Consider the following 18,302-nt stretch of genomic DNA (forward strand, 5'->3'; position numbering starts at 1 on the left):
GTGAAAAATATCTTTGTATCTTTGATATGTCAATATAACTTACCCATTATGAAAGAACTTTTATATCTTAAAGACGATCAACTTAAGGGTTTAATTGAAAAATTATTTGTTAGTTACAGAGAGACATTTTCTGACTCTAAAAAAATTTTAGATAAATATTCAATTGGTGTGGCCCACCATAAGGTTATTCACCTAATTTCATCTTACGAAGGTATCTCTATCTCAGATCTTCTTAAAAAATTAAAAGTAACTAAGCAGAGCCTTAATAGAGTTTTAAAAGATTTAATAAAGTTAGACATCGTCATATTTAAGAAAAATGATCAGGATACAAGGGTTAAACATGTGTTTTTAAACGAAAAAGGAAAGAAAATATTTGAAGAAATTTTTAATTTACAAAAAAAAAGAATTTATTCAGCTCTTTTAAATTCAACTTCAGAAGAGGTTGTTAATTTTGACAATGTATTAAATAAAATAATTAATGGATAATTTTTTAGCACATATTTTAGTAGTTGATGACGACGATGGTATTAGATCATTGGTCAAAAAATTTTTAAACGAAAATAATTATTTAGTAACTACAGCTGACAGTGCTGAAGATGCCTCTGATAAAATAAAAATAATAAAGTTTGATCTAATTGTGCTCGATATAATGATGCCCGGAAAGAATGGATTGGAATTTGTAGAAGAAAATAAAAAAAATCTAGATACTCCAATTATACTTCTTACAGCAAAAGGAGAAGCCAAGGAAAGAATAGAAGGTCTTGAAGTAGGTGCGGATGATTATTTGCCCAAACCATTTGAACCTAAAGAATTAATTCTAAGAATAAAAAACATTTTAGATAAGACAAAAAAAACTGAACAAAAAAGAATTATTGAATTTGAAAATGTCAAAATCGACTTAAATAAACTTTTAATTATTAGAGATCAAAAAGAATTTAAAATTAATAATACCGAAAAGACAATTTTAGAAAAAATGATTAATAGTCCTGGAAAAACATTTTCAAGAGAAGATATAGGAAAATTGATTAATTTGGATAAAGAAAGATCCATTGATGTTATTATTACTAGATTGAGAAAAAAAATTGAAATAGACCAAAAAAGTCCTAAGTTTTTGCAAACAATTAGAGGTGCAGGATATGTTCTCTGGATTGAGTAATTTCTTAAAAAAAGTTTTACCAAAAAGATTATTTTATAGAGCACTCTTAATTGTTGCCATCCCTGTAATTACTATCCAATTAATAATCACAATTGTTTTTTTTGATAGTTTGTGGATTAAAACTAATAAAGGTATGACCAGAACTCTGGTTAATGAGATTAGTGCTTTTATAGAAGCTTATCAAAATGAGGAAAATGATAAGCAAGAAGTGAATAATCTTTTTTCATTGTTTCTAGATTTAAATATTGAATTGGTAGTTAATGAAAAACTAAGTGATCAAAATAAAGAAAGATGGTTTAGTCCAATTGATCGAACTTTAAGAAGAGAATTGAAGTCTAAATTTTCTCCTGAGATCTTCTGGTTTAATACTACAAACTATAAAGAACTAGTTGATTTAAGAATAAAATATGAAGATGGATATTTTAAATTTTTAGTTCCAAAAGATCGAGTCACTAGTACCTCTGCAAGAATATTTGCATTATGGATTACAGTTCCTGCAATTATAATGGTTATTATTTCACTAATATTTTTAAAGAACCAAACGAGGCCAATTACAAATTTAGCTCGCGCTGCTGAAAGATTTGGAAAAGGAGAAGACATAGAAGAATTTAAACCCTCTGGAGCACTCGAGATACGTCAAGCAGGTCATGAATTTGACAAAATGAGAAAGAGAATTGAAAGACATCTTAATCAGAGAACTGAAATGTTATCAGGTATTAGTCATGATTTAAGAACTCCTTTAACAAGAATGAAGCTACAATTAGCTTTTCTTAAAGATAAAGATGCAGTTGATAAGTTAACAGATGATATCAACGAAATGGAAAAAATGCTTAATGAGTATCTGCAATTTACAAGTTCATCATATGTTGAAAAAGATGAAATGTTCAATCTTTCCGAGCTAATAGAAGAGATAATAAAAAAATATAATAACAAAAACATTTCTCACAATTTAATTCCTAGAATTTACGTTAATGGCAGAAAGAATCTTATCAATAGATCTTTAAATAACTTGATAGATAACGGATTAAAATATGCAAACAAAGTTGAAATAAACCTAACTAAAAAAAATTCAAATCTATTTATAATTATTGATGATGACGGTCCTGGGATACCTAAAAAAGAATATGAAAACGTATTTAAACCTTTTTATAAGATGGACAAAGGAAGAAATGATTCAAAATCTAGTGTTGGATTAGGACTATCAATTGCTTCTGATATTATCAAATCCCATGGCGGAAACATTATGTTGGAAAAATCAAAATTTAATGGGCTAAGAGTTAAGATCTTTTTGCCAGTCTAGTTTTCTTCTTTTTTTTTGTTTCTAATTTTGAAATTTTATTTTCTAAATTTTCTACTCTCTTTGAAAGAATATCAAATTCATCCTTACTAGTAAGTTTCATTTTAAAAACAAATTCATCTCTCTTTGATTTAAATATATTTAAGATTTCAGATGATAAATCTTTTGAAGTTATTAATCCCTGTTCTAGTAGTTTTGCAAATTTATCAATTATAAATTTAGAATTTTTCATATTTGAGATATACAATATAGATATAATTTAAAATGTTCATCAATAATTTTGACCCAGTTGCAATAGAAATATTTTCTTTAGAAATTAGATGGTATTCGCTAGCTTATATTGCTGGTATTTTATTTGGATGGTTAATAGCAAAAAAACTATTCTTAAAGAATTCTGAAATAAATAAAAACTTTGATGACTATATAACTTACTTAATTATTGGAATTATTTTAGGAGGAAGAATTGGTTATGTATTATTTTATAATTTTGAATTCTATATCAATAATCTATTAGATATTTTAAAAGTATGGGAAGGTGGCATGTCTTTTCATGGAGGAGTAATTGGTATTGTTATCGCAACTTTATTGTTTGCAAAAAAAAATAATCAAGATGCGTTTTTATATTTAGACGTCGTCGCTGTAGTTGCGCCTATTGGAATATTTTTTGGAAGAATTGCAAATTTTATAAATTCTGAACTTTATGGAACTATAACTAATTTACCCTGGGCAGTTACATTCATACAAATAGATAATCAACCAAGACATCCCTCACAAATTTATGAGGCATTATTAGAAGGTTTAATTCTATTTTTAATTTTACTTTATTTTAGAAGTAGAGGAAATTTTGAAAAAGCTGGATTGATTTCTGGATTGTTTTTAATTTTCTATTCAATCTTTAGATTTATTGTTGAATTTTTTAGAGTTCCAGATGATCAATTGGGATACCTAATATTCAATTTAACTATGGGTCAGTTAATAAGTTTTATCTTTTTAATAATTGGATTAATTATTTTCTTTTTGAAAAAAAATGAACAAGTCGACTAATTTACCTCTAGATCAATTTATAAATCACGCTCTTTACGATAAAGAAAATGGTTATTATATGAAAAAAAATCCCTTTGGAAAAGAAGGTGATTTTATTACGTCTCCCAACATCACAAGACTATTTTCAGAAATAATTGCGATTTGGGTAATAACTTTTTGGAAAAGCATCGGTTCACCTAAAAATTTTAACTTAATTGAACTTGGCGCTGGTAATGGAGAAATGATGAAAGTTGTGTCTGAAACATTAAAGAATTTTCCAGATTGTTTTAACTCCTGTAATTTAATGATTCATGAAAAAAGCTCATATTTAATTGATGAACAAAAAAAAAATTTAAATTCTGAAAAAATAATCTGGGTAAATGAAGTTGAAATCGACAACACATTTCCTTGCATTTATCTTGCAAACGAATTTTTTGATGCACTTCCAATAAAGCAATTTTTTAAAAAGGAGAATAATTGGTTTGAAAGATATGTTAATTTAAAAACTTACAAAAGGGCTGAGTTCAATGATAAAGAAGTTGATATTAAAACAATAGAGCAAGAACTTAAATTTGAAATATCTAAGGACCAAGATATTATTGAATACTCTCCAGAAGCGTTTAAATATCTAGAGAAAATTTGTAAAATTATTGAGAAAAGAAATGGCGGACTTTTAATAATTGATTATGGATATTTAGATCTGAAAATAAAAAATACTATTCAAGCAATAAAGGATCATAAATTTTCAAACATATTAGAAGATATTGGCGACTCTGATATCACATACAATTTAAATTTTAATTTATATGCTAATTATATTAATCAATTTGAAAAACTAGATCATCTAATTACTAATCAAAAAAAATTCTTAACAAGTATGGGAATTTTGCAGAGAGCAGAGATTGTAAGTAATAATATAGCCTTCTCACAAAAAACAGATCTATTTTATAGAATTAGACGTTTAATTGATGAGAAACAAATGGGAGAGTTGTTTAAGGTAATGTTGATTAAAATTAAAAATAATAAATTTAAAACAGGTTTTCAAATTGATTAAATCTAAAAAGCTTTCAAAAAATAAAGCTATTAAACATGGTTTTTTTAATAGCATCGGTGGTGTATCAAAAAATATTTATAAAAGTTTAAATTGTGGTCCAGGTTCAAATGACAATAGTGCAAATGTAAAAAAAAATTTAAATATTGTTAAAAACAAAATTTCCAAGAAATCAAAAAATATTTTTTTACTTAATCAAATTCATAGTAATAAATTCGTATTTATTGACAAAAAGCATAAATCAAAAATAAAACCTAAGGCTGATGCAATTATTACTGATCAAGTAAATTTACCTATTGCAGTTTTGACTGCAGATTGTGTACCAATACTTGTTTTTGACAATCAGAGAAAAATGATAGCTGCAATTCATTCAGGATGGAAAGGCGCCTATAAGGGAATTATATCAAAAGTGATTAAATTTATGGTTAAGAGAGGGTCTAAATCAAAAAATATTACGGCAGTTATAGGTCCATCAATATCAGTTAAAAATTATGAAGTTCAAAAAGATTTTTATAAAAAATTTATAAGAAAAGACAAAACTAATCATAAATTTTTTAAATTCGGTAAAGAAAAGTTATATTTTAACTTATCTAGTTATGTTAAATCATTAATTCTTAAGTCTGGTGTGAAAAAAATAGAAAAAATTGACGTTGATACATTCGATGCTAAAAATAAATTTTTTAGTGCTAGAAGATCAAAAAGTTTAAATCATGCTGATTATGGTAGAAATATTTCAATAATTATGCTTAATTAGGTTTTTTTCATGAAATTATTATCAGCAAATAGCAATAAACCTCTTAGTAAGAATATTGCTAAATATTTAAAATCTAAATTAGTCAATTCAAGTATTAGAAATTTTTCTGATGGTGAAATTTATGTTGAGATTAATGAAAACATAAGAGGAAATAGTATTTTTATTATTCAATCTGTTTCTTCACCAGCTAACGATAACTTAATGGAGCTTTTATTATGCATAGATGCTTTAAAAAGATCATCTGCCAAAAATATAACTGCTGTAATTCCATATTTTGGTTATGCAAGACAAGATAGAAAAGTTGTCCCAAGAACTTCCATTTCAGCAAAACTAGTATCTAACCTGATTACAAAAGCAGGAGCAGATCGTGTTGTAACAGTGGATTTGCACGCAGGACAAATTCAAGGATTTTTTGATATTCCAGTAGATAACTTGTTTGCTACTCCTATTTTTGCAAGACACGTTAAGAAAAAAATTAAAAGTAAAAATATGATTTGTGTTGCTCCAGATGTGGGTGGTACTGAGCGAGCAAGATCTCTTGGAAAACTTTTAAATGTTGGTCTAGCTATAGTAGATAAAAGAAGACCTAAGCCAGGACAATCTCAGGTTATGAATGTGATTGGGGATGTAAAAGGTAAGACATGTATAATTGTAGACGATATCATCGACTCGGGTGGAACAATTGTAAATGCAGCTAAAGCTCTAAAAGATAGAGGTGCAAAAGAAGTTTACGTTTATATTACTCACGGTGTACTTAGTGGTGAAGCGGTCAAAAAAATTAAAAATTCTGTTATCAAAAATTTAGTAATTACAGACACAATTGATAATAGTGACAAAATAAAAGGTACAAAAAACATTGAAGTTTTATCTATTTCAGGGCTAATGGGTGAAGCAATTAAAAGAATATCAAATTCTACTTCTGTATCTGATTTATTTAAATAATTACCTTGTGTTATTAAGGATCTTGAGCTAAAAACCCTTGTTTTTATGAATACTATAGAAGCTAACATCAGAGATACTAAAACAAAAGGCGAGCTTAACTCACTTAGAGATAATGGAGAAGTTCCGGCTATAATTTACGGCGGTGAAGCTCAAAACGAAAAAGTTTCTATATCTAAGAAACTGCTAAAGTCGATGTTAGAAGACTCAAATTTTTTATCTACAATTCTTACATTAAATGTGAACGGTAAACCACAAAATGTACTTCCAAGAGAAGTAAAATATCACATCTTGTCAGACGAACCTATACATGTAGATTTTTTAAGAGTTGTGCCTGGTCTAAAAATTAGAATTGAGGTTCCAGTTAAATTTATTAATCATGAAAAATCACCTGGATTAAAAAAAGGTGGGGTATTAAATATTGTAAGAAGAAAAGTTGAATTAAAATGTCCAAGTGAAAAAATACCTGACAATCTTTTAATTGATTTAGATGGTATTGATATTGGAGTAAGTTTTAAAATTTCGTCAATTAATCTAGATCCTGAAGTTGTACCAACTATTCAAGGTAGGGATTTCGTTATTGCAACACTTGCGGCTCCAACTGTAATGAAAGAGCCAGAAAAACCAGCTGAAGCTGAAGCTGCAGAGGTTGAAGCGGGTGCCGAGGCTGCTGCACCAGCTGAAGGCGATAAACCAGCTGCTGAAGGCGAAGAGAAGCCTGCTGAAGAAAAAAAATAAATTATTAAGACTGAAGTTTGTTTTCCATTAAAAAATTTTTATGCTTTTATTTGTAGGACTAGGTAACCCAACGCCCGATAGTGAAAATAATAGACATAATGTAGGTTTTAAAATTATAGACTCGATAAATAAAAAATTTGGCCTATCAAAACAGAAACCAAAATTTAAAGGTTTGCTTACAACAGGAAATGTTGGAGACAAAAAAATATATGCAATTAAACCTTTAACTTTCATGAATAATTCAGGAATATGTATAAGAGAATTAATAGAATATTTTAAAATTGATGCCGAGGATGTCATAGTTTTTCATGATGATTTGGATGTGGAATTTGGAAAAATAAAAGCTAAGTTTGGTGGATCTAGTGCAGGTCATAATGGTATAGCTTCAATAGATAAATTTATTGGTAAAGATTATTCTAGAGTAAGAATTGGTATTGGAAAACCAAAAGACAATATGGAAGTAAGTGATTTTGTACTTCAAAACTTTGATGAAGATGAAATGGCTGGATTAGAAAAAATTACAAATAATATTACTGAGTCAATTTCAATATTAATTGAAAAAAAATTAGATCTATTTTCAAGTACAGTTAATAATAAATAATGAGTTTTAAATGTGGAATTGTTGGTTTACCAAATGTTGGTAAGTCTACACTTTTTAATGCACTAACAAATTCTAGTAAAGCACAAGCAGCTAACTTTCCATTTTGTACAATTGATCCAAATGTTGGTGTAGTTCCCGTACCAGATGAAAGATTGTCTAAATTATCAAAAGTCTCTAACTCTAAAAAGGTAATTAATACCACAATTTCATTCGTTGATATTGCTGGTCTTGTAAAAGGAGCTTCAAAAGGAGAAGGATTAGGAAATAAATTTCTTTCTCATATCAGAGAAGTTGATGCTGTAATTCATATGATTAGATGTTTTGATTCAGATGATATCCAAAATGTTAATCCTGATGTAAACCCAGTGAGAGATTTGGAAATTATTGAAACTGAAATGATGCTTGCAGATCTTGAAAGTATTCAGAAAAGATTGGAAAAAAATAACAAGAAAAATGTAGATGATGAACAACTTAAAATTTTAGAAATTGCTCTAGATTGCATAAATAATGATAAAGATATTTCAGTTCTAAAAACACAATTTGATACGAAGCAATTAAATCAAAGCGGTTTATTATCAATTAAGCCAAAAATATATGTTTGTAATGTCGATGAACAAAGCGTTCAGAATGGTAATAAATATACAACTGATTTCATAGAAAAATTTGGTAATGAAAATACACTAATTGTATCTGCTGATATTGAAAATCAAATTAATGAGCTACCTGCTGAAGAGAAAAAAAATTATATGGAGATGATAGGTTTAAAAGAAACTGGATTAAATATGTTAATTCAAAAAGGTTACAATATACTAGAGCTAGATACTTATTTTACATCAGGTCCTGAAGAAACAAGAGCATGGACAATTAAAAAAAATTGTACAGCTCCCAAGGCAGCAGGTGAAATACATACTGATTTTGAAAAAGGGTTTATTCGAGCTGAAACTATTTCTTATGATGATTTTATAGCAAATGATGGATGGGTAAATTCTAAAGCAAATGGGAAAATGAGATTAGAAGGAAAAGATTATATTGTTAAAGATGGAGATGTATTAAACTTCAGATTCAACACGTGACCAAATTTTCTTCATACTAAAGTAAACTAAAATAGTTAAAATAATCAAATATACTATAGCTTTAAATCCCATTTGGTGTCTTGCTTCTAAGTGAGGCTCCGCAGCCCACATTAAAAATGTTGTTACATCTTTTGACATCTGTTCTACTGATGCACTAGTGCCATCCCCGTACTCTACTATTCCATCAGATAATGGTGCTGCCATTCTAATCTTATTACCATACATATATTTGTTGTAATAAACTCCATCATCCAAAGTTACTCCACTTGGTGGATCTTCATAACCTTGAAGAAGAGAATAAATATAATCAACTCCACCACCTCTAGCTTTAACTAAAACAGACATGTCTGGTGGATACGCTCCTCCATTAGCTGCTTGTGCGGCTTTTACATTATCATATGGCATCACAAATTTATCTGAAAGTTTTCCAGGTCTAGTAAACATTTCGCCATCAGCGTTAGGTCCATCTGTAACCTCAAAAGAAGCAGCAATTGCTTTTGCAGCTGCCTCTGAAAACTCTGGTCCACCCTCTTCTGATAAATTTCTATAGCTCAAATATTTCATTGAATGGCAAGAAGCACAAACTTCCGTATAAACTTGATATCCTCTTTGAAGAGCTGCTCTATCAAATTTTCCAAAAAGCCCTTTAAAACTCCAATCTGTTTTAAGATAATCTACCTTTTCTGCAGCAAGTGTTTGAACACTATTTAGAGAAAAAAATGAAAGTATTAAAATTAATTTAAATAACTTTTTCACTTATTTTATTTTACTTTCTCTGTGTTTTGCAGCTGCTAAGTTCGGTGATCCACCTAAAATCGGTTCCGTTATACTTAGTGGGACAGGTAATGTTCTTTCTTTAAATCCAAGCACAGGGAGAATAACCAAGAAATGTAAGAAATAATAGGCAGTGGCTACTCTTGCAATTAATAAATAAAGACCTTCTGCAGGCATTGCTCCCATGTAACCAAGAATTAAAACGTCTGCTACTAAAATCCAGTAAAACTGTTTATACAAAGGTCTAAATACTGCTGATCTAATTTTTGAAGTATCTAACCAAGGTAAAGCTGCAAGTATTAAAATAGCAGATAGCATTGCAATCACTCCAAGTAGTTTATCCGGTACCGATCTTAGTATTGCGTAAAAAGGTAACAAATACCATTCTGGAACTATATGAGCTGGAGTTACCATAGGATTTGCCTCTATGTAATTATCTGCGTGACCCAAAATATTAGGCGTATAAAAAACAAAAAATGCAAAAACAATCATAAACATTAATAATGCAAAACCATCTTTAATAACAATGTATGGATGGAATGGGACAGTATCCTTAGATGGTTTTTTGATATCAATACCAACTGGATTATTATTTCCAGGTACATGCAGAGCCCATATATGTAAAATTACAAGTCCTGCTATTAAGAATGGGATTAAATAATGTAGAGTAAAAAATCTTGTTAAAGTTGGATTATCAACTGAGTATCCACCCCATAACCATGTTACAATTCCCTCACCTACTAACGGGATTGCACTAAATAAATTTGTAATAACAGTTGCTCCCCAGAAACTCATTTGTCCCCAAGGTAAGACATAGCCCATGAATGCAGCTGCCATCATTAACAAGTAAATTACTATACCAATAATCCAAATTATTTCTCTTGGTGCTTTGTAAGAACCATAAAATAATGATCTAAAGATATGAATATACACAGCAAGAAAAAACATCGATGCACCATTTGCATGTATGTATCTAATTAACCATCCGTAGTTAACATCTCTCATTATATGCTCAACACTTTCGAATGCCATGTCAGCATGAGCAATGTAATGCATTGCCAAAGTTAATCCTGTTATAATTTGTGTGATTAAGCAAAAAGTTAAAATTCCTCCAAATGTCCACCAGTAATTTAAATTTTTTGGAGTAGGATAATCTGTTAAATGATTTGCAAGAGTTAGTAACGGTAATCTATCATTAAACCATTGACCAACTTTTGATTTAGGTTGATAATCGTGATCACTCATAACAACTGTACTATCCTATTTTAATTGTGTTTGCGTTTACGAATTCATATTTTGGAACTTCCATATTCCAAGGAGCTGGTCCTTTTCTAATTCTTCCAGACGTATCATAGTGAGAACCGTGACAAGGACAAAACCATCCATTATAATCACCTTTGTCATTCAAAGGCACACATCCTAAATGAGTACAAACTCCAAGCATGACTAACCATTCAGGATTTTTTGCTCTATCCTCATCTTTTTCTGGATGAATTAATTCTTCCATTTTAACAGATCTTGCTTCGTCGATCTCTTCTTGTGTTCTTCTTCTGATGAAAACCGGTTTTCCTCTCCATAGAACTGTAATTGTGTTTCCAGGTTTGACTGAACTTACATCTACCTCGGTACTTGCTAATGCTTTAACTGAAGCATCTGGGTTCATTTGATCTACCATGGGCCACACTACTGCTGCAGCTCCAACTGCACCTACAGCTGTGGTCGCTGTAAATAAAAAATCTCTTCTTTTTTTTGGCTTTTTATCTGACATTTTAAATAGTTTTTTGTTAAAAAATTAATTTAATATACGATTTCTTATAAGATAACAGTAATTTTTCTACTGAAAGAATGACACATTACGGATGAAACCTAGACCTAAAATTTCACTATACGAGCCAGATATTCCACAGAATACAGCTGCAATTATACGAACGTGTGCCTGTTTAGGGGCGGAATTAGAAATTATTGAGCCTTGTGGATTTTTATTATCTGACAAAAGGTTTAAAAGAGTTGTCATGGACTACATGGACTATAGTAAAATTAAATTCTACCAAAGTGCAGAACATTTTTTTGAAGAAAAAAAGAATCAAAGAATTGTTTTAATGACAACAAAGGGTTCTATAAATTATACTAAATTTAATTTTAAAGCTGATGATACAATATTATTTGGAAGAGAGAGCGCTGGTGTTCCAGAGAAGGTTCATAAGCTGATTGGTGATCGTCTAAAAATTCCAATGAATGAAAATGCGAGATCTCTAAATATAGCATCCTCAGTTGCAATAGTTTTGGCTGAAAGTTTAAGGCAAAATAATTTAATGTAATATGGACAATTCAATTAAAAAAGACCTAGCTAGCAATTGGTTCAAATTATTACAAAATGCAATTTGTAATGACATACTTGAATTAGAAAATAACAAAATAAAATTTGTATCAACTTCTTGGAAAAGAAACTCTAAAAAAGATGAAGGAGGTGGTGAATATAGAATTTTAAAAAATGGGAAAATTTTTGAAAAAGTAGGAGTAAATTTCTCAAAGGTATATGGAAAATTTCCTAAAAAATTTCAAAAAAATATACCAGGAGCTGAGAAAGATCCTAGATTTTGGGCTTCAGGAATTTCAATAGTTATGCATATGCAAAATCCACACATTCCAGCTATGCATTTTAATACAAGATATATCAGCACTCAAAAAAATTGGTTTGGAGGGGGAATGGATGTAACCCCGGCCATCAAAGATGATAATGAAAAAAATAAATTTCATAAAACTTTAAAGTCAATGTGTGATCAACATAATAAAAATTATTATAAAAAATATAAAAAATGGTGTGATGAATATTTTTATTTACCCCACAGAAAAGAAGCTAGAGGAATTGGGGGAATTTTTTTTGATTATAAAGATGATAATTTCGAAAAAGATTTTAAATTTGTAAGAGATGTTGGTATTACTTTTCAAATGATCTTTAATGAAATTATTAGAAAAAAAATTAAAAAAAAATGGTCTTTAAAAGAAAAAGAGAAGCAGTATATTAAAAGAGGTCGTTACACAGAATTTAATTTACTGTATGACAGAGGAACTAAATTTGGATTACAAACTGGTGGTAATGTAGAAGGAATTTTAATGTCGTTACCTCCTTTAGCTAAGTGGAAATAAAAAAATGGAAAAAGAACCTATTACCTTAAATGGTTTAAAAAAATTAGAGGAAGAACTTATTTTTTTAAAAGAAAAGAAAAGACCTGAGATCGTTGCCGCAATTGCTGAAGCAAGATCGCATGGAGATCTAAAAGAAAATGCCGAATATCATGCTGCAAAGGAAGAACAATCTCATAATGAAGGTAGGATTACTCAAATAAACGACATAATAGCCAGAGCTAACATAATTGATGTAACTAAATTAAATAATGAGGGTAAAGTAATTTTTGGATCAACTGTATATCTAGAAGACTTAGATAGTGGAGAAAAAATAAATTATAAAATTGTTGGAAAAGATGAAGCTGACTTAAAACAAAAATTAATTTTCTTTCAGTCCCCAATTGGAAAAGGATTAATAGGTAAAAATAAAAGTGATCTTGTAGAAATAAGTACCCCTTCTGGGATAAAGAATTTTGAAATTAAAGACGTTAAATATATTTAACTCTTTGCAATTTTTTCAACCTGTTTATCTGAAATTTGAAATCCATTTTGAACCCAGGTTTCTTCTATAAGTTTTAACTTATTACCTAAAATTTTACCCTCAGGAATTTTATACTTAGACATTAAAATATTTGCTCCAATTTTTAATTCAGGCAATGTTTTATTTTCGTAAATTTTAAGTAGTTTTAATAATTTATTCTCCACCTTACTTGAATAGAACAATTTAAAATTAATTATATCAATTACAGTTTGTCTACCATTATAGTAAAATATTTTATTAAAGTTTTTTTCTGTAAAACTTTTAATACTCACCTTTTCTTTGAAAAAATAATGAATTAATTTAAGCCTCTTTTGATGTTTTTTTGAGATTTTAAATTTATAAATAAAATAGTCAGTATTGTCTGTTTCATCGATAATCAGCAATGCAATTACAAAAATAAAGTCAAAGTTGCTAATAACTTTGGAACTAAATGAATTCAGCTTCTTAAAATGATTAATATTTTTAAATTGTGGAAATACTATTTCTAATATTTCTAAACTTTGTTGATCTTCAAATAATTTGAGAAAATTTTTTGATTTAACTGTCTTTTTAAATTCATCTAATAATCTTTCAGCAGATAAGTTCGAAATACCTTTGATATTTTTTTTAAATATTTTAATTATCTCTGTTTTATGATTTTCAGTTGAGTAATTAATATGAAAACGGAAATATCTTAATATTCTTAAATAATCCTCTTGAATTCTTTTTTCTGGATCTCCAATAAATTTTAAAACACCTTTGTTTAAATCTAGCTTACCATTTTGTGGATCAAATAAATTTCCTGAACTATCAGAGTAAATAGCATTAATTGTAAAATCTCTTCTTTTTGAATCTTCTTTCCAATCAGAAGTAAATTCAACTTTTGCATGTCTTCCGTCTGTAGCAACGTCTTTTCTAAGTGAAGTAATTTCATAGTTTTTTTCATTTATTACTGCAGTTATCGTGCCGTGTTCTTTACCTGTCTCAAAAAATTTAATTTGATGTTTATTTAGTGCATCACAAACTTCATCTGGTGTAATGTTAGTTGCTAAATCAATGTCATCTACTTCTTCTCGATTTATAATTTTTCTAATACACCCTCCAACAAATCTTAATTCACTATTTTCAGAATAATTGTTAATTGCTTCAAAAATTTTTTTTGCAGGAGTGTTCTGGGATATGTTTTTTATATTTTTACTTATATAATTAAGATTTTTGGACCTAAAAAAAATTTTATCTAAAAATTTATCCATATATATGGCTGGGGCGCTAGGATTCGAACCTAGGATGCAGGTACCAAAAACCCGTGCCTTACCGCTTGGCTACGCCCCAATATTATAGATCCTATAACACAAAAAAAATAAATTTATATAGTTTTTGATACATACAACCAACAATTTTTAAATTTCCTCTTAAATTGAACTTTTGCTGAATTACAGTCTTTGACTGATTTATAGTATGCAATAACTGTAGATCCAGACCCAGTCATTCTTACAAACTCAGGATTATTAGTCTTTTCTAAAAATAACTTAATCTTTTTTATTTGTGGGTATTTTGAAATTGCAACATCTTCTAAAGTATTACTTTGATTTTTTAAAAATTTATAACCAAACATAATTTTTTTTGGATTATTAAATTTTGGTTTTGTAAAATTTTTAACGTTAGAATAAATTTTTTTTGTCGCACAACCAAAATTAGGCTTTATTAAAAGCATATTTAGAGTCGGACAATTAAAAAATTTTTTAATTTTATTGTTTGAAAGTAAAACTGAGCTAGACGGGTTTATACCTAAAATAACATCAGACCCTATTTCAGAGCAAACCTCCAAAATTTTCTTTTCACTAATTTTAATTACCTTTTTTTTATTTAAAAAATTTAAAATACTTGCAGCATTTATAGAACCGCCACCAAGTCCTGCTTTTTGAGGAATATTCTTTGTTATGGAAACTCTAAATTTTTGATTTAGTAATAACTTTTCTCGACCTAATATTTTAAAGAGTTTTTGAACAGTATTTTTTTTTCCAATACCTTTCGCAAATTTCCCTTGAAAAGAAATATTATGTTTTTCATCTCTTATTTTTTTTATTGAAATAACATCATACAAATCAATGAAACTAATGATGCTTTCAATTTTGTGTAATGATTTATTTTTTCCTGTTACATTGAGAGCTAAATTGATTTTAGCATGAGACTTTAAATTTAATTTCATTGAATAGATTTTAAGCCAGTAATCAATTTTTTGTTTATATTTTCTCTCATATCATCTTCTGTATCATCAAAGCTCAACACACTATTCCAAAAATATCTTGCCTGAATTTTTTGATCTAGCTTCCACAATATATCTCCATAATGATCATTTACTATTGGGTCATCAGGCATTAATTCTACAGCTCTTTTTAAATATTTTTCTGCCTCCTCATATTCATCTATCAAGAAATATGCCCAACCAATTGAGTCAATAATATAGGGATCATTACTTTTTAAATCATATGCTATTTTTAACATTTCCATCGCTTCATCTATTTTGTAATCACGTTCTAACCAAGAATAAGCAAGATAATTTAGGACGTATGCATCATTAGGTCTTATTCTTAATGCATGAAGTAAATCTTCATCTGACTTCTCATAATTACCTAATCTTTCGTAACTCCCACCTCTTCTATATAAAATATCCGATTTAATTACAGAAGTATCCTCTAGTGAGAAGATTAATCTTGAATAATAATCGATTGCAAGTTCATAATTTTTAGAGTTTTTATAAAAATTCGCTAAATCAAAAATCATCTTTGGATTAGGTTTTTCAATATTTTTAAATTTAGACTCGATATGGCTTGTGCCTTTTTCATAATTTTGTTCTTTCACTATTATTTGCGCTTCTTTTTTAACTCTAAACCAATAATAAAACTCATCAGTCTCTTTAAATTTTCTTACTATTTTTTTTACCTTGTTGTATTCACCATCTGCAAAGAAATTTTCTGCAACGAGTGATAAATTAAATTCAAATTTAGGATTTAAGTATATTGATAAATTTAAATAAAAGTTTGATTTTTCAAAATTATCTTGTGATGAATAAAGATTTGATATCAAGAATAAAAATTCACTAATTATATCATTATGGTTTCCACATGAGAAAATTTTTTCAAAACTTTTAAACTTATTATTATCTATCCAGCTTTTGGTTTGAGTTAACAAAAGTGTTGAGCCAATATAATCAATTTGATCAATTACTGACTTTGCCTGATCAAACTCCTTATTCTGAATTAGATAATTTATATAAAAAAATATATATCTTGAATAATCACCTTGTTGATTATTAATTAAATTTAAAAAGAAAGAGCTGGTTCTTTGATCATTATAATGACATCTTTGAAACGCCTCAGCTATTAATGATAAGTTTCCAAAATTTTTCTTATTAGGTAAAAGTTTTTTATTTTTAAAAGTGTAAATGTACTGCTTTAAAGTCTCAAAAATTACTAGATTAATTCTATTTTCTTCCTGAAATCTCAAACTTTGATCTAAGTAAATATCAGCTTTATCAAAATCATTTTTTTTCAAACTATCAATTATTAATAAAACATATGCATCAAAAAAATCAGAGTTACTTTTTTTTGAGTTATTTTTTATAACATTAATTGCTTGAGCTACTTTGTTTTCCAATACAAGAGAATTAACGTATCTTTTTAAATAATTGTCATGGCTATTTAGTAAAACTTTACTTAAATTGAAATATTTTAAAGCTTCTGAATTATCTCTATTTTCATAAGCTACAATACCAGAAAAATAATTAGATAAATCTCTTGAGTTGAAATCATTAAAACTTGTACTTTTAGAATAAACGGGTGTCTGATAGGATAACACTAATAATAATATGATTTTAAATATTTTAGATATCATTTAATCTTTGTAAGGTGAAAAAATTGATAAATCAAAACGACAAAATAAACGAAGAATTAATAAATACAATAGAAGCCAATTTTGTATTTGATAAAAAACCTATTAATAGGTTTTCTGAGGTCAAAAAAGAAAGTGATATCAATCAAAGAAATAAACAAGATTTATTAGAAAATCTAAAGAAACAATTAAATTCAATTGAAAATTGCAAACTAAGAAATAATTCCAAAAATATTGTTCTTGGAGAAGGAAATATTGATAGTCCTATAATGTTAATAGGAGAAGCTCCAGGTGAAATTGAAGACAAAGTTGGAAACCCTTTTAAAGGAGAGAGTGGAGAGCTTTTAGACAAAATGTTAATAGCAATAAATATTAAAAGAGAAAATATTTATACAAGTTATGCAATAAATTTTAGACCACCAGAGGATAGAAAACCAACTTCACAAGAAATTAAACGTTACTCAAACTTTTTAAAAGAACATATATCTATTATTGATCCCAAAATTATAATTTTAATGGGTAGTACAGCTATGGAAGCTGTTACTGGGATTAATGAAAAAATATCTTCAGAAAGAGGTAAATGGAAGGAAATAATTTTAAATAAAAATACTTATCCTTTAATGATAACTTTTAACCCTTCTTATTTAATTAGATATCCGGATAACAAAAAATATTCATGGGAAGATTTAAAAAAAATAAGAGAAAAAGTTAAAGAGTTAAAATTAACAATCTAATGAAATTAATAGCTGGTGTTGATGAGGTAGGCAGAGGTAGTTTAATAGGTCCTGTTTATGCTGCTGCTGTCATTCTAAAAAAATCTGTGGATCCAAAAATTTTAAAAGACTCAAAAGTGTTGAGTAAAAAAAAGAGAGAATACCTTTTTAATTATATTAAAAAAAATTCAATTTGGTCATTAGGCAAAGCTTCTGTTAGTGAAATTGAAAAACTCAATATACTAAATGCAAGTTTACTAGCTATGAAAAGAGCTATATTAAAATTAACAAAAAAACCAACTCTTATTCTAATAGATGGAAACAAAATTCCAAAATTAAAAAATTATAAATTAAAATCGATCATAAAGGGTGATAAAAAAATTCCCTCAATTTCAGCAGCCTCTATAATAGCAAAGGTATCAAGAGATAGATTAGTTTCTACTCTATCAAAAAAAAACAAAGGTTATCATTGGGATAAAAATTTTGGATATGGAACCAAACAACACTTACAAGCATTAAAGAAACTAGGCATAACCAAACATCATAGAAAAACTTTCTCTCCTATATCTAGATTAACTTAATACTACATCTAGTTATCATTAAAATTCGATACACAAATCGAATCCGATTTTTTCAATCACAGGTT

22 protein-coding genes and 1 tRNA gene are annotated in these 18,302 nt (G+C 28.1%); 15 read left to right on the forward strand and 8 right to left on the reverse strand.

Going from position 1 to position 18,302, the window contains the following annotated elements; all coding sequences use genetic code 11:
* Window positions 1-48: 48 nt before the first annotated feature.
* Genes ACTTA6_RS05100 through ACTTA6_RS05110 form a run of 3 tightly spaced genes read left to right on the forward strand, consistent with a single transcriptional unit; the run spans window position 49 to window position 2,456 of the window.
* On the forward strand, window positions 49-486 hold the full coding sequence (locus ACTTA6_RS05100; protein WP_428080895.1) for a MarR family winged helix-turn-helix transcriptional regulator: 438 nt from the start codon (window positions 49-51) through the stop codon (window positions 484-486).
* A complete protein-coding gene (locus tag ACTTA6_RS05105; RefSeq protein WP_440613806.1) occupies window positions 479-1,156 on the forward strand; it encodes a response regulator in 678 nt (225 codons plus the stop codon). The genes ACTTA6_RS05100 and ACTTA6_RS05105 overlap by 8 nt, the downstream gene beginning before the upstream one ends.
* Window positions 1,137-2,456, forward strand: a complete 1,320-nt coding sequence (locus ACTTA6_RS05110) for an ATP-binding protein (RefSeq protein ID WP_440613805.1) — start codon at window positions 1,137-1,139, stop codon at window positions 2,454-2,456. Before ACTTA6_RS05105 ends, ACTTA6_RS05110 begins: the two co-directional genes overlap by 20 nt.
* On the opposite strand, the gene ACTTA6_RS05115 is transcribed toward ACTTA6_RS05110, so the two are convergent.
* Window positions 2,434-2,685, reverse strand: a complete 252-nt coding sequence (locus ACTTA6_RS05115) for a hypothetical protein (protein ID WP_262589755.1) — start codon at window positions 2,683-2,685, stop codon at window positions 2,434-2,436. The two genes, ACTTA6_RS05110 and ACTTA6_RS05115, sit on opposite strands and share 23 nt — an antisense overlap.
* 32 nt (window positions 2,686-2,717) lie before the next feature.
* Between ACTTA6_RS05115 and lgt the strand changes: the two genes are divergently transcribed.
* Genes lgt through ychF form a run of 7 tightly spaced genes read left to right on the forward strand, consistent with a single transcriptional unit; the run spans window position 2,718 to window position 8,632 of the window.
* A complete protein-coding gene (gene lgt, locus ACTTA6_RS05120) occupies window positions 2,718-3,497 on the forward strand; it encodes a prolipoprotein diacylglyceryl transferase (protein WP_440613804.1) in 780 nt (259 codons plus the stop codon).
* Complete coding sequence (locus ACTTA6_RS05125) at window positions 3,481-4,530, forward strand: SAM-dependent methyltransferase (protein WP_440613803.1); 1,050 nt, start codon at window positions 3,481-3,483, stop codon at window positions 4,528-4,530. The genes lgt and ACTTA6_RS05125 overlap by 17 nt, the downstream gene beginning before the upstream one ends.
* Window positions 4,523-5,281: a peptidoglycan editing factor PgeF gene (gene pgeF, locus ACTTA6_RS05130; protein ID WP_440613802.1), complete on the forward strand. Its 759-nt coding sequence runs from the start codon at window positions 4,523-4,525 to the stop codon at window positions 5,279-5,281. Before ACTTA6_RS05125 ends, pgeF begins: the two co-directional genes overlap by 8 nt.
* Before the next feature lie 9 nt (window positions 5,282-5,290).
* Window positions 5,291-6,223 carry a ribose-phosphate pyrophosphokinase gene (locus ACTTA6_RS05135; RefSeq protein WP_440613801.1) on the forward strand — a complete coding sequence of 311 codons (933 nt, stop codon included), beginning with the start codon at window positions 5,291-5,293 and terminating at the stop codon, window positions 6,221-6,223.
* Between the two features lie 45 nt (window positions 6,224-6,268).
* The gene (locus ACTTA6_RS05140; protein ID WP_440613800.1) at window positions 6,269-6,958 is read left to right on the forward strand and encodes a 50S ribosomal protein L25/general stress protein Ctc; all 690 of its coding nucleotides are present in this window, start codon (window positions 6,269-6,271) and stop codon (window positions 6,956-6,958) included.
* A gap of 40 nt (window positions 6,959-6,998) precedes the next feature.
* Window positions 6,999-7,559, forward strand: coding sequence for an aminoacyl-tRNA hydrolase (pth, locus tag ACTTA6_RS05145; protein WP_075506389.1), 561 nt, complete (start codon window positions 6,999-7,001; stop codon window positions 7,557-7,559).
* Window positions 7,559-8,632 (forward strand): redox-regulated ATPase YchF, encoded by a 1,074-nt coding sequence (gene ychF, locus ACTTA6_RS05150; protein ID WP_440613799.1) that lies wholly within the window; start codon window positions 7,559-7,561, stop codon window positions 8,630-8,632. The genes pth and ychF overlap by 1 nt, the downstream gene beginning before the upstream one ends.
* Here ychF and ACTTA6_RS05155 read toward each other — a convergent pair.
* Genes ACTTA6_RS05155 through petA form a run of 3 tightly spaced genes read right to left on the reverse strand, consistent with a single transcriptional unit; the run spans window position 8,609 to window position 11,174 of the window.
* On the reverse strand, window positions 8,609-9,367 hold the full coding sequence (locus ACTTA6_RS05155; protein ID WP_440613915.1) for a cytochrome c1: 759 nt from the start codon (window positions 9,365-9,367) through the stop codon (window positions 8,609-8,611). The genes ychF and ACTTA6_RS05155 overlap by 24 nt on opposite strands.
* A gap of 21 nt (window positions 9,368-9,388) precedes the next feature.
* On the reverse strand, window positions 9,389-10,651 hold the full coding sequence (locus ACTTA6_RS05160) for a cytochrome b (RefSeq protein ID WP_440613798.1): 1,263 nt from the start codon (window positions 10,649-10,651) through the stop codon (window positions 9,389-9,391).
* 10 nt (window positions 10,652-10,661) lie between these two features.
* Window positions 10,662-11,174, reverse strand: a complete 513-nt coding sequence (gene petA, locus ACTTA6_RS05165; protein WP_075506393.1) for a ubiquinol-cytochrome c reductase iron-sulfur subunit — start codon at window positions 11,172-11,174, stop codon at window positions 10,662-10,664.
* Window positions 11,175-11,265: 91 nt separating this feature from the next.
* On the opposite strand from petA, the gene ACTTA6_RS05170 reads away from it, so the two are divergent.
* From ACTTA6_RS05170 to greA, 3 genes are read left to right on the forward strand one after another with little or no spacing between them, the layout of a single operon-like run.
* Window positions 11,266-11,724 (forward strand): tRNA (cytidine(34)-2'-O)-methyltransferase, encoded by a 459-nt coding sequence (locus ACTTA6_RS05170; protein WP_075506394.1) that lies wholly within the window; start codon window positions 11,266-11,268, stop codon window positions 11,722-11,724.
* A gap of 1 nt (window position 11,725) precedes the next feature.
* On the forward strand, window positions 11,726-12,553 hold the full coding sequence (gene hemF / locus ACTTA6_RS05175; RefSeq protein ID WP_440613797.1) for an oxygen-dependent coproporphyrinogen oxidase: 828 nt from the start codon (window positions 11,726-11,728) through the stop codon (window positions 12,551-12,553).
* 4 nt (window positions 12,554-12,557) lie between these two features.
* A complete protein-coding gene (gene greA, locus ACTTA6_RS05180) occupies window positions 12,558-13,034 on the forward strand; it encodes a transcription elongation factor GreA (RefSeq protein WP_440613796.1) in 477 nt (158 codons plus the stop codon).
* Here greA and ACTTA6_RS05185 read toward each other — a convergent pair.
* The 4 genes from ACTTA6_RS05185 to ACTTA6_RS05200 all read right to left on the reverse strand — a co-directional run bounded on the left by ACTTA6_RS05185 (window position 13,031) and on the right by ACTTA6_RS05200 (window position 16,946).
* A complete protein-coding gene (locus ACTTA6_RS05185; RefSeq protein WP_440613795.1) occupies window positions 13,031-14,305 on the reverse strand; it encodes a CCA tRNA nucleotidyltransferase in 1,275 nt (424 codons plus the stop codon). The genes greA and ACTTA6_RS05185 overlap by 4 nt on opposite strands.
* A gap of 5 nt (window positions 14,306-14,310) precedes the next feature.
* Window positions 14,311-14,384: transfer RNA gene (locus ACTTA6_RS05190), tRNA-Gln, on the reverse strand.
* 34 nt (window positions 14,385-14,418) lie between these two features.
* Window positions 14,419-15,261, reverse strand: coding sequence for a 4-(cytidine 5'-diphospho)-2-C-methyl-D-erythritol kinase (locus ACTTA6_RS05195; RefSeq protein ID WP_075506398.1), 843 nt, complete (start codon window positions 15,259-15,261; stop codon window positions 14,419-14,421).
* Window positions 15,258-16,946: a tetratricopeptide repeat protein gene (locus ACTTA6_RS05200; RefSeq protein WP_440677706.1), complete on the reverse strand. Its 1,689-nt coding sequence runs from the start codon at window positions 16,944-16,946 to the stop codon at window positions 15,258-15,260. The genes ACTTA6_RS05195 and ACTTA6_RS05200 overlap by 4 nt, the downstream gene beginning before the upstream one ends.
* A gap of 14 nt (window positions 16,947-16,960) precedes the next feature.
* On the opposite strand from ACTTA6_RS05200, the gene ACTTA6_RS05205 reads away from it, so the two are divergent.
* The gene (locus ACTTA6_RS05205; protein ID WP_440613793.1) at window positions 16,961-17,677 is read left to right on the forward strand and encodes a uracil-DNA glycosylase; all 717 of its coding nucleotides are present in this window, start codon (window positions 16,961-16,963) and stop codon (window positions 17,675-17,677) included.
* Window positions 17,677-18,237, forward strand: a complete 561-nt coding sequence (locus ACTTA6_RS05210) for a ribonuclease HII (RefSeq protein ID WP_440613792.1) — start codon at window positions 17,677-17,679, stop codon at window positions 18,235-18,237. The genes ACTTA6_RS05205 and ACTTA6_RS05210 overlap by 1 nt, the downstream gene beginning before the upstream one ends.
* Window positions 18,238-18,302: the final 65 nt, after the last annotated feature.

The sequence above is a fragment of the Candidatus Pelagibacter sp. HIMB1636 genome, assembly GCF_052047675.1.
Lineage (GTDB): Bacteria > Pseudomonadota > Alphaproteobacteria > Pelagibacterales > Pelagibacteraceae > Pelagibacter.

Excerpts from the sequence above, each read along its gene's own strand:
- ACTTA6_RS05100 (WP_428080895.1), top strand. The coding sequence starts at position 49 with ATGAAAGAACTTTTATATCTTAAAGACGATCAACTTAAGGGTTTAATT.
- ACTTA6_RS05105 (WP_440613806.1), top strand. The coding sequence starts at position 479 with ATGGATAATTTTTTAGCACATATTTTAGTAGTTGATGACGACGATGGT.
- ACTTA6_RS05110 (WP_440613805.1), top strand. The coding sequence starts at position 1,137 with ATGTTCTCTGGATTGAGTAATTTCTTAAAAAAAGTTTTACCAAAAAGA.
- ACTTA6_RS05115 (WP_262589755.1), bottom strand. The coding sequence starts at position 2,685 with ATGAAAAATTCTAAATTTATAATTGATAAATTTGCAAAACTACTAGAA.
- lgt (WP_440613804.1), top strand. The coding sequence starts at position 2,718 with ATGTTCATCAATAATTTTGACCCAGTTGCAATAGAAATATTTTCTTTA.
- ACTTA6_RS05125 (WP_440613803.1), top strand. The coding sequence starts at position 3,481 with ATGAACAAGTCGACTAATTTACCTCTAGATCAATTTATAAATCACGCT.
- ACTTA6_RS05135 (WP_440613801.1), top strand. The coding sequence starts at position 5,291 with ATGAAATTATTATCAGCAAATAGCAATAAACCTCTTAGTAAGAATATT.
- ACTTA6_RS05140 (WP_440613800.1), top strand. The coding sequence starts at position 6,269 with ATGAATACTATAGAAGCTAACATCAGAGATACTAAAACAAAAGGCGAG.
- pth (WP_075506389.1), top strand. The coding sequence starts at position 6,999 with ATGCTTTTATTTGTAGGACTAGGTAACCCAACGCCCGATAGTGAAAAT.
- ychF (WP_440613799.1), top strand. The coding sequence starts at position 7,559 with ATGAGTTTTAAATGTGGAATTGTTGGTTTACCAAATGTTGGTAAGTCT.
- ACTTA6_RS05160 (WP_440613798.1), bottom strand. The coding sequence starts at position 10,651 with ATGAGTGATCACGATTATCAACCTAAATCAAAAGTTGGTCAATGGTTT.
- petA (WP_075506393.1), bottom strand. The coding sequence starts at position 11,174 with ATGTCAGATAAAAAGCCAAAAAAAAGAAGAGATTTTTTATTTACAGCG.
- ACTTA6_RS05170 (WP_075506394.1), top strand. The coding sequence starts at position 11,266 with ATGAAACCTAGACCTAAAATTTCACTATACGAGCCAGATATTCCACAG.
- hemF (WP_440613797.1), top strand. The coding sequence starts at position 11,726 with ATGGACAATTCAATTAAAAAAGACCTAGCTAGCAATTGGTTCAAATTA.
- greA (WP_440613796.1), top strand. The coding sequence starts at position 12,558 with ATGGAAAAAGAACCTATTACCTTAAATGGTTTAAAAAAATTAGAGGAA.
- ACTTA6_RS05185 (WP_440613795.1), bottom strand. The coding sequence starts at position 14,305 with ATGGATAAATTTTTAGATAAAATTTTTTTTAGGTCCAAAAATCTTAAT.
- ACTTA6_RS05195 (WP_075506398.1), bottom strand. The coding sequence starts at position 15,261 with ATGAAATTAAATTTAAAGTCTCATGCTAAAATCAATTTAGCTCTCAAT.
- ACTTA6_RS05200 (WP_440677706.1), bottom strand. The coding sequence starts at position 16,946 with ATGATATCTAAAATATTTAAAATCATATTATTATTAGTGTTATCCTAT.
- ACTTA6_RS05210 (WP_440613792.1), top strand. The coding sequence starts at position 17,677 with ATGAAATTAATAGCTGGTGTTGATGAGGTAGGCAGAGGTAGTTTAATA.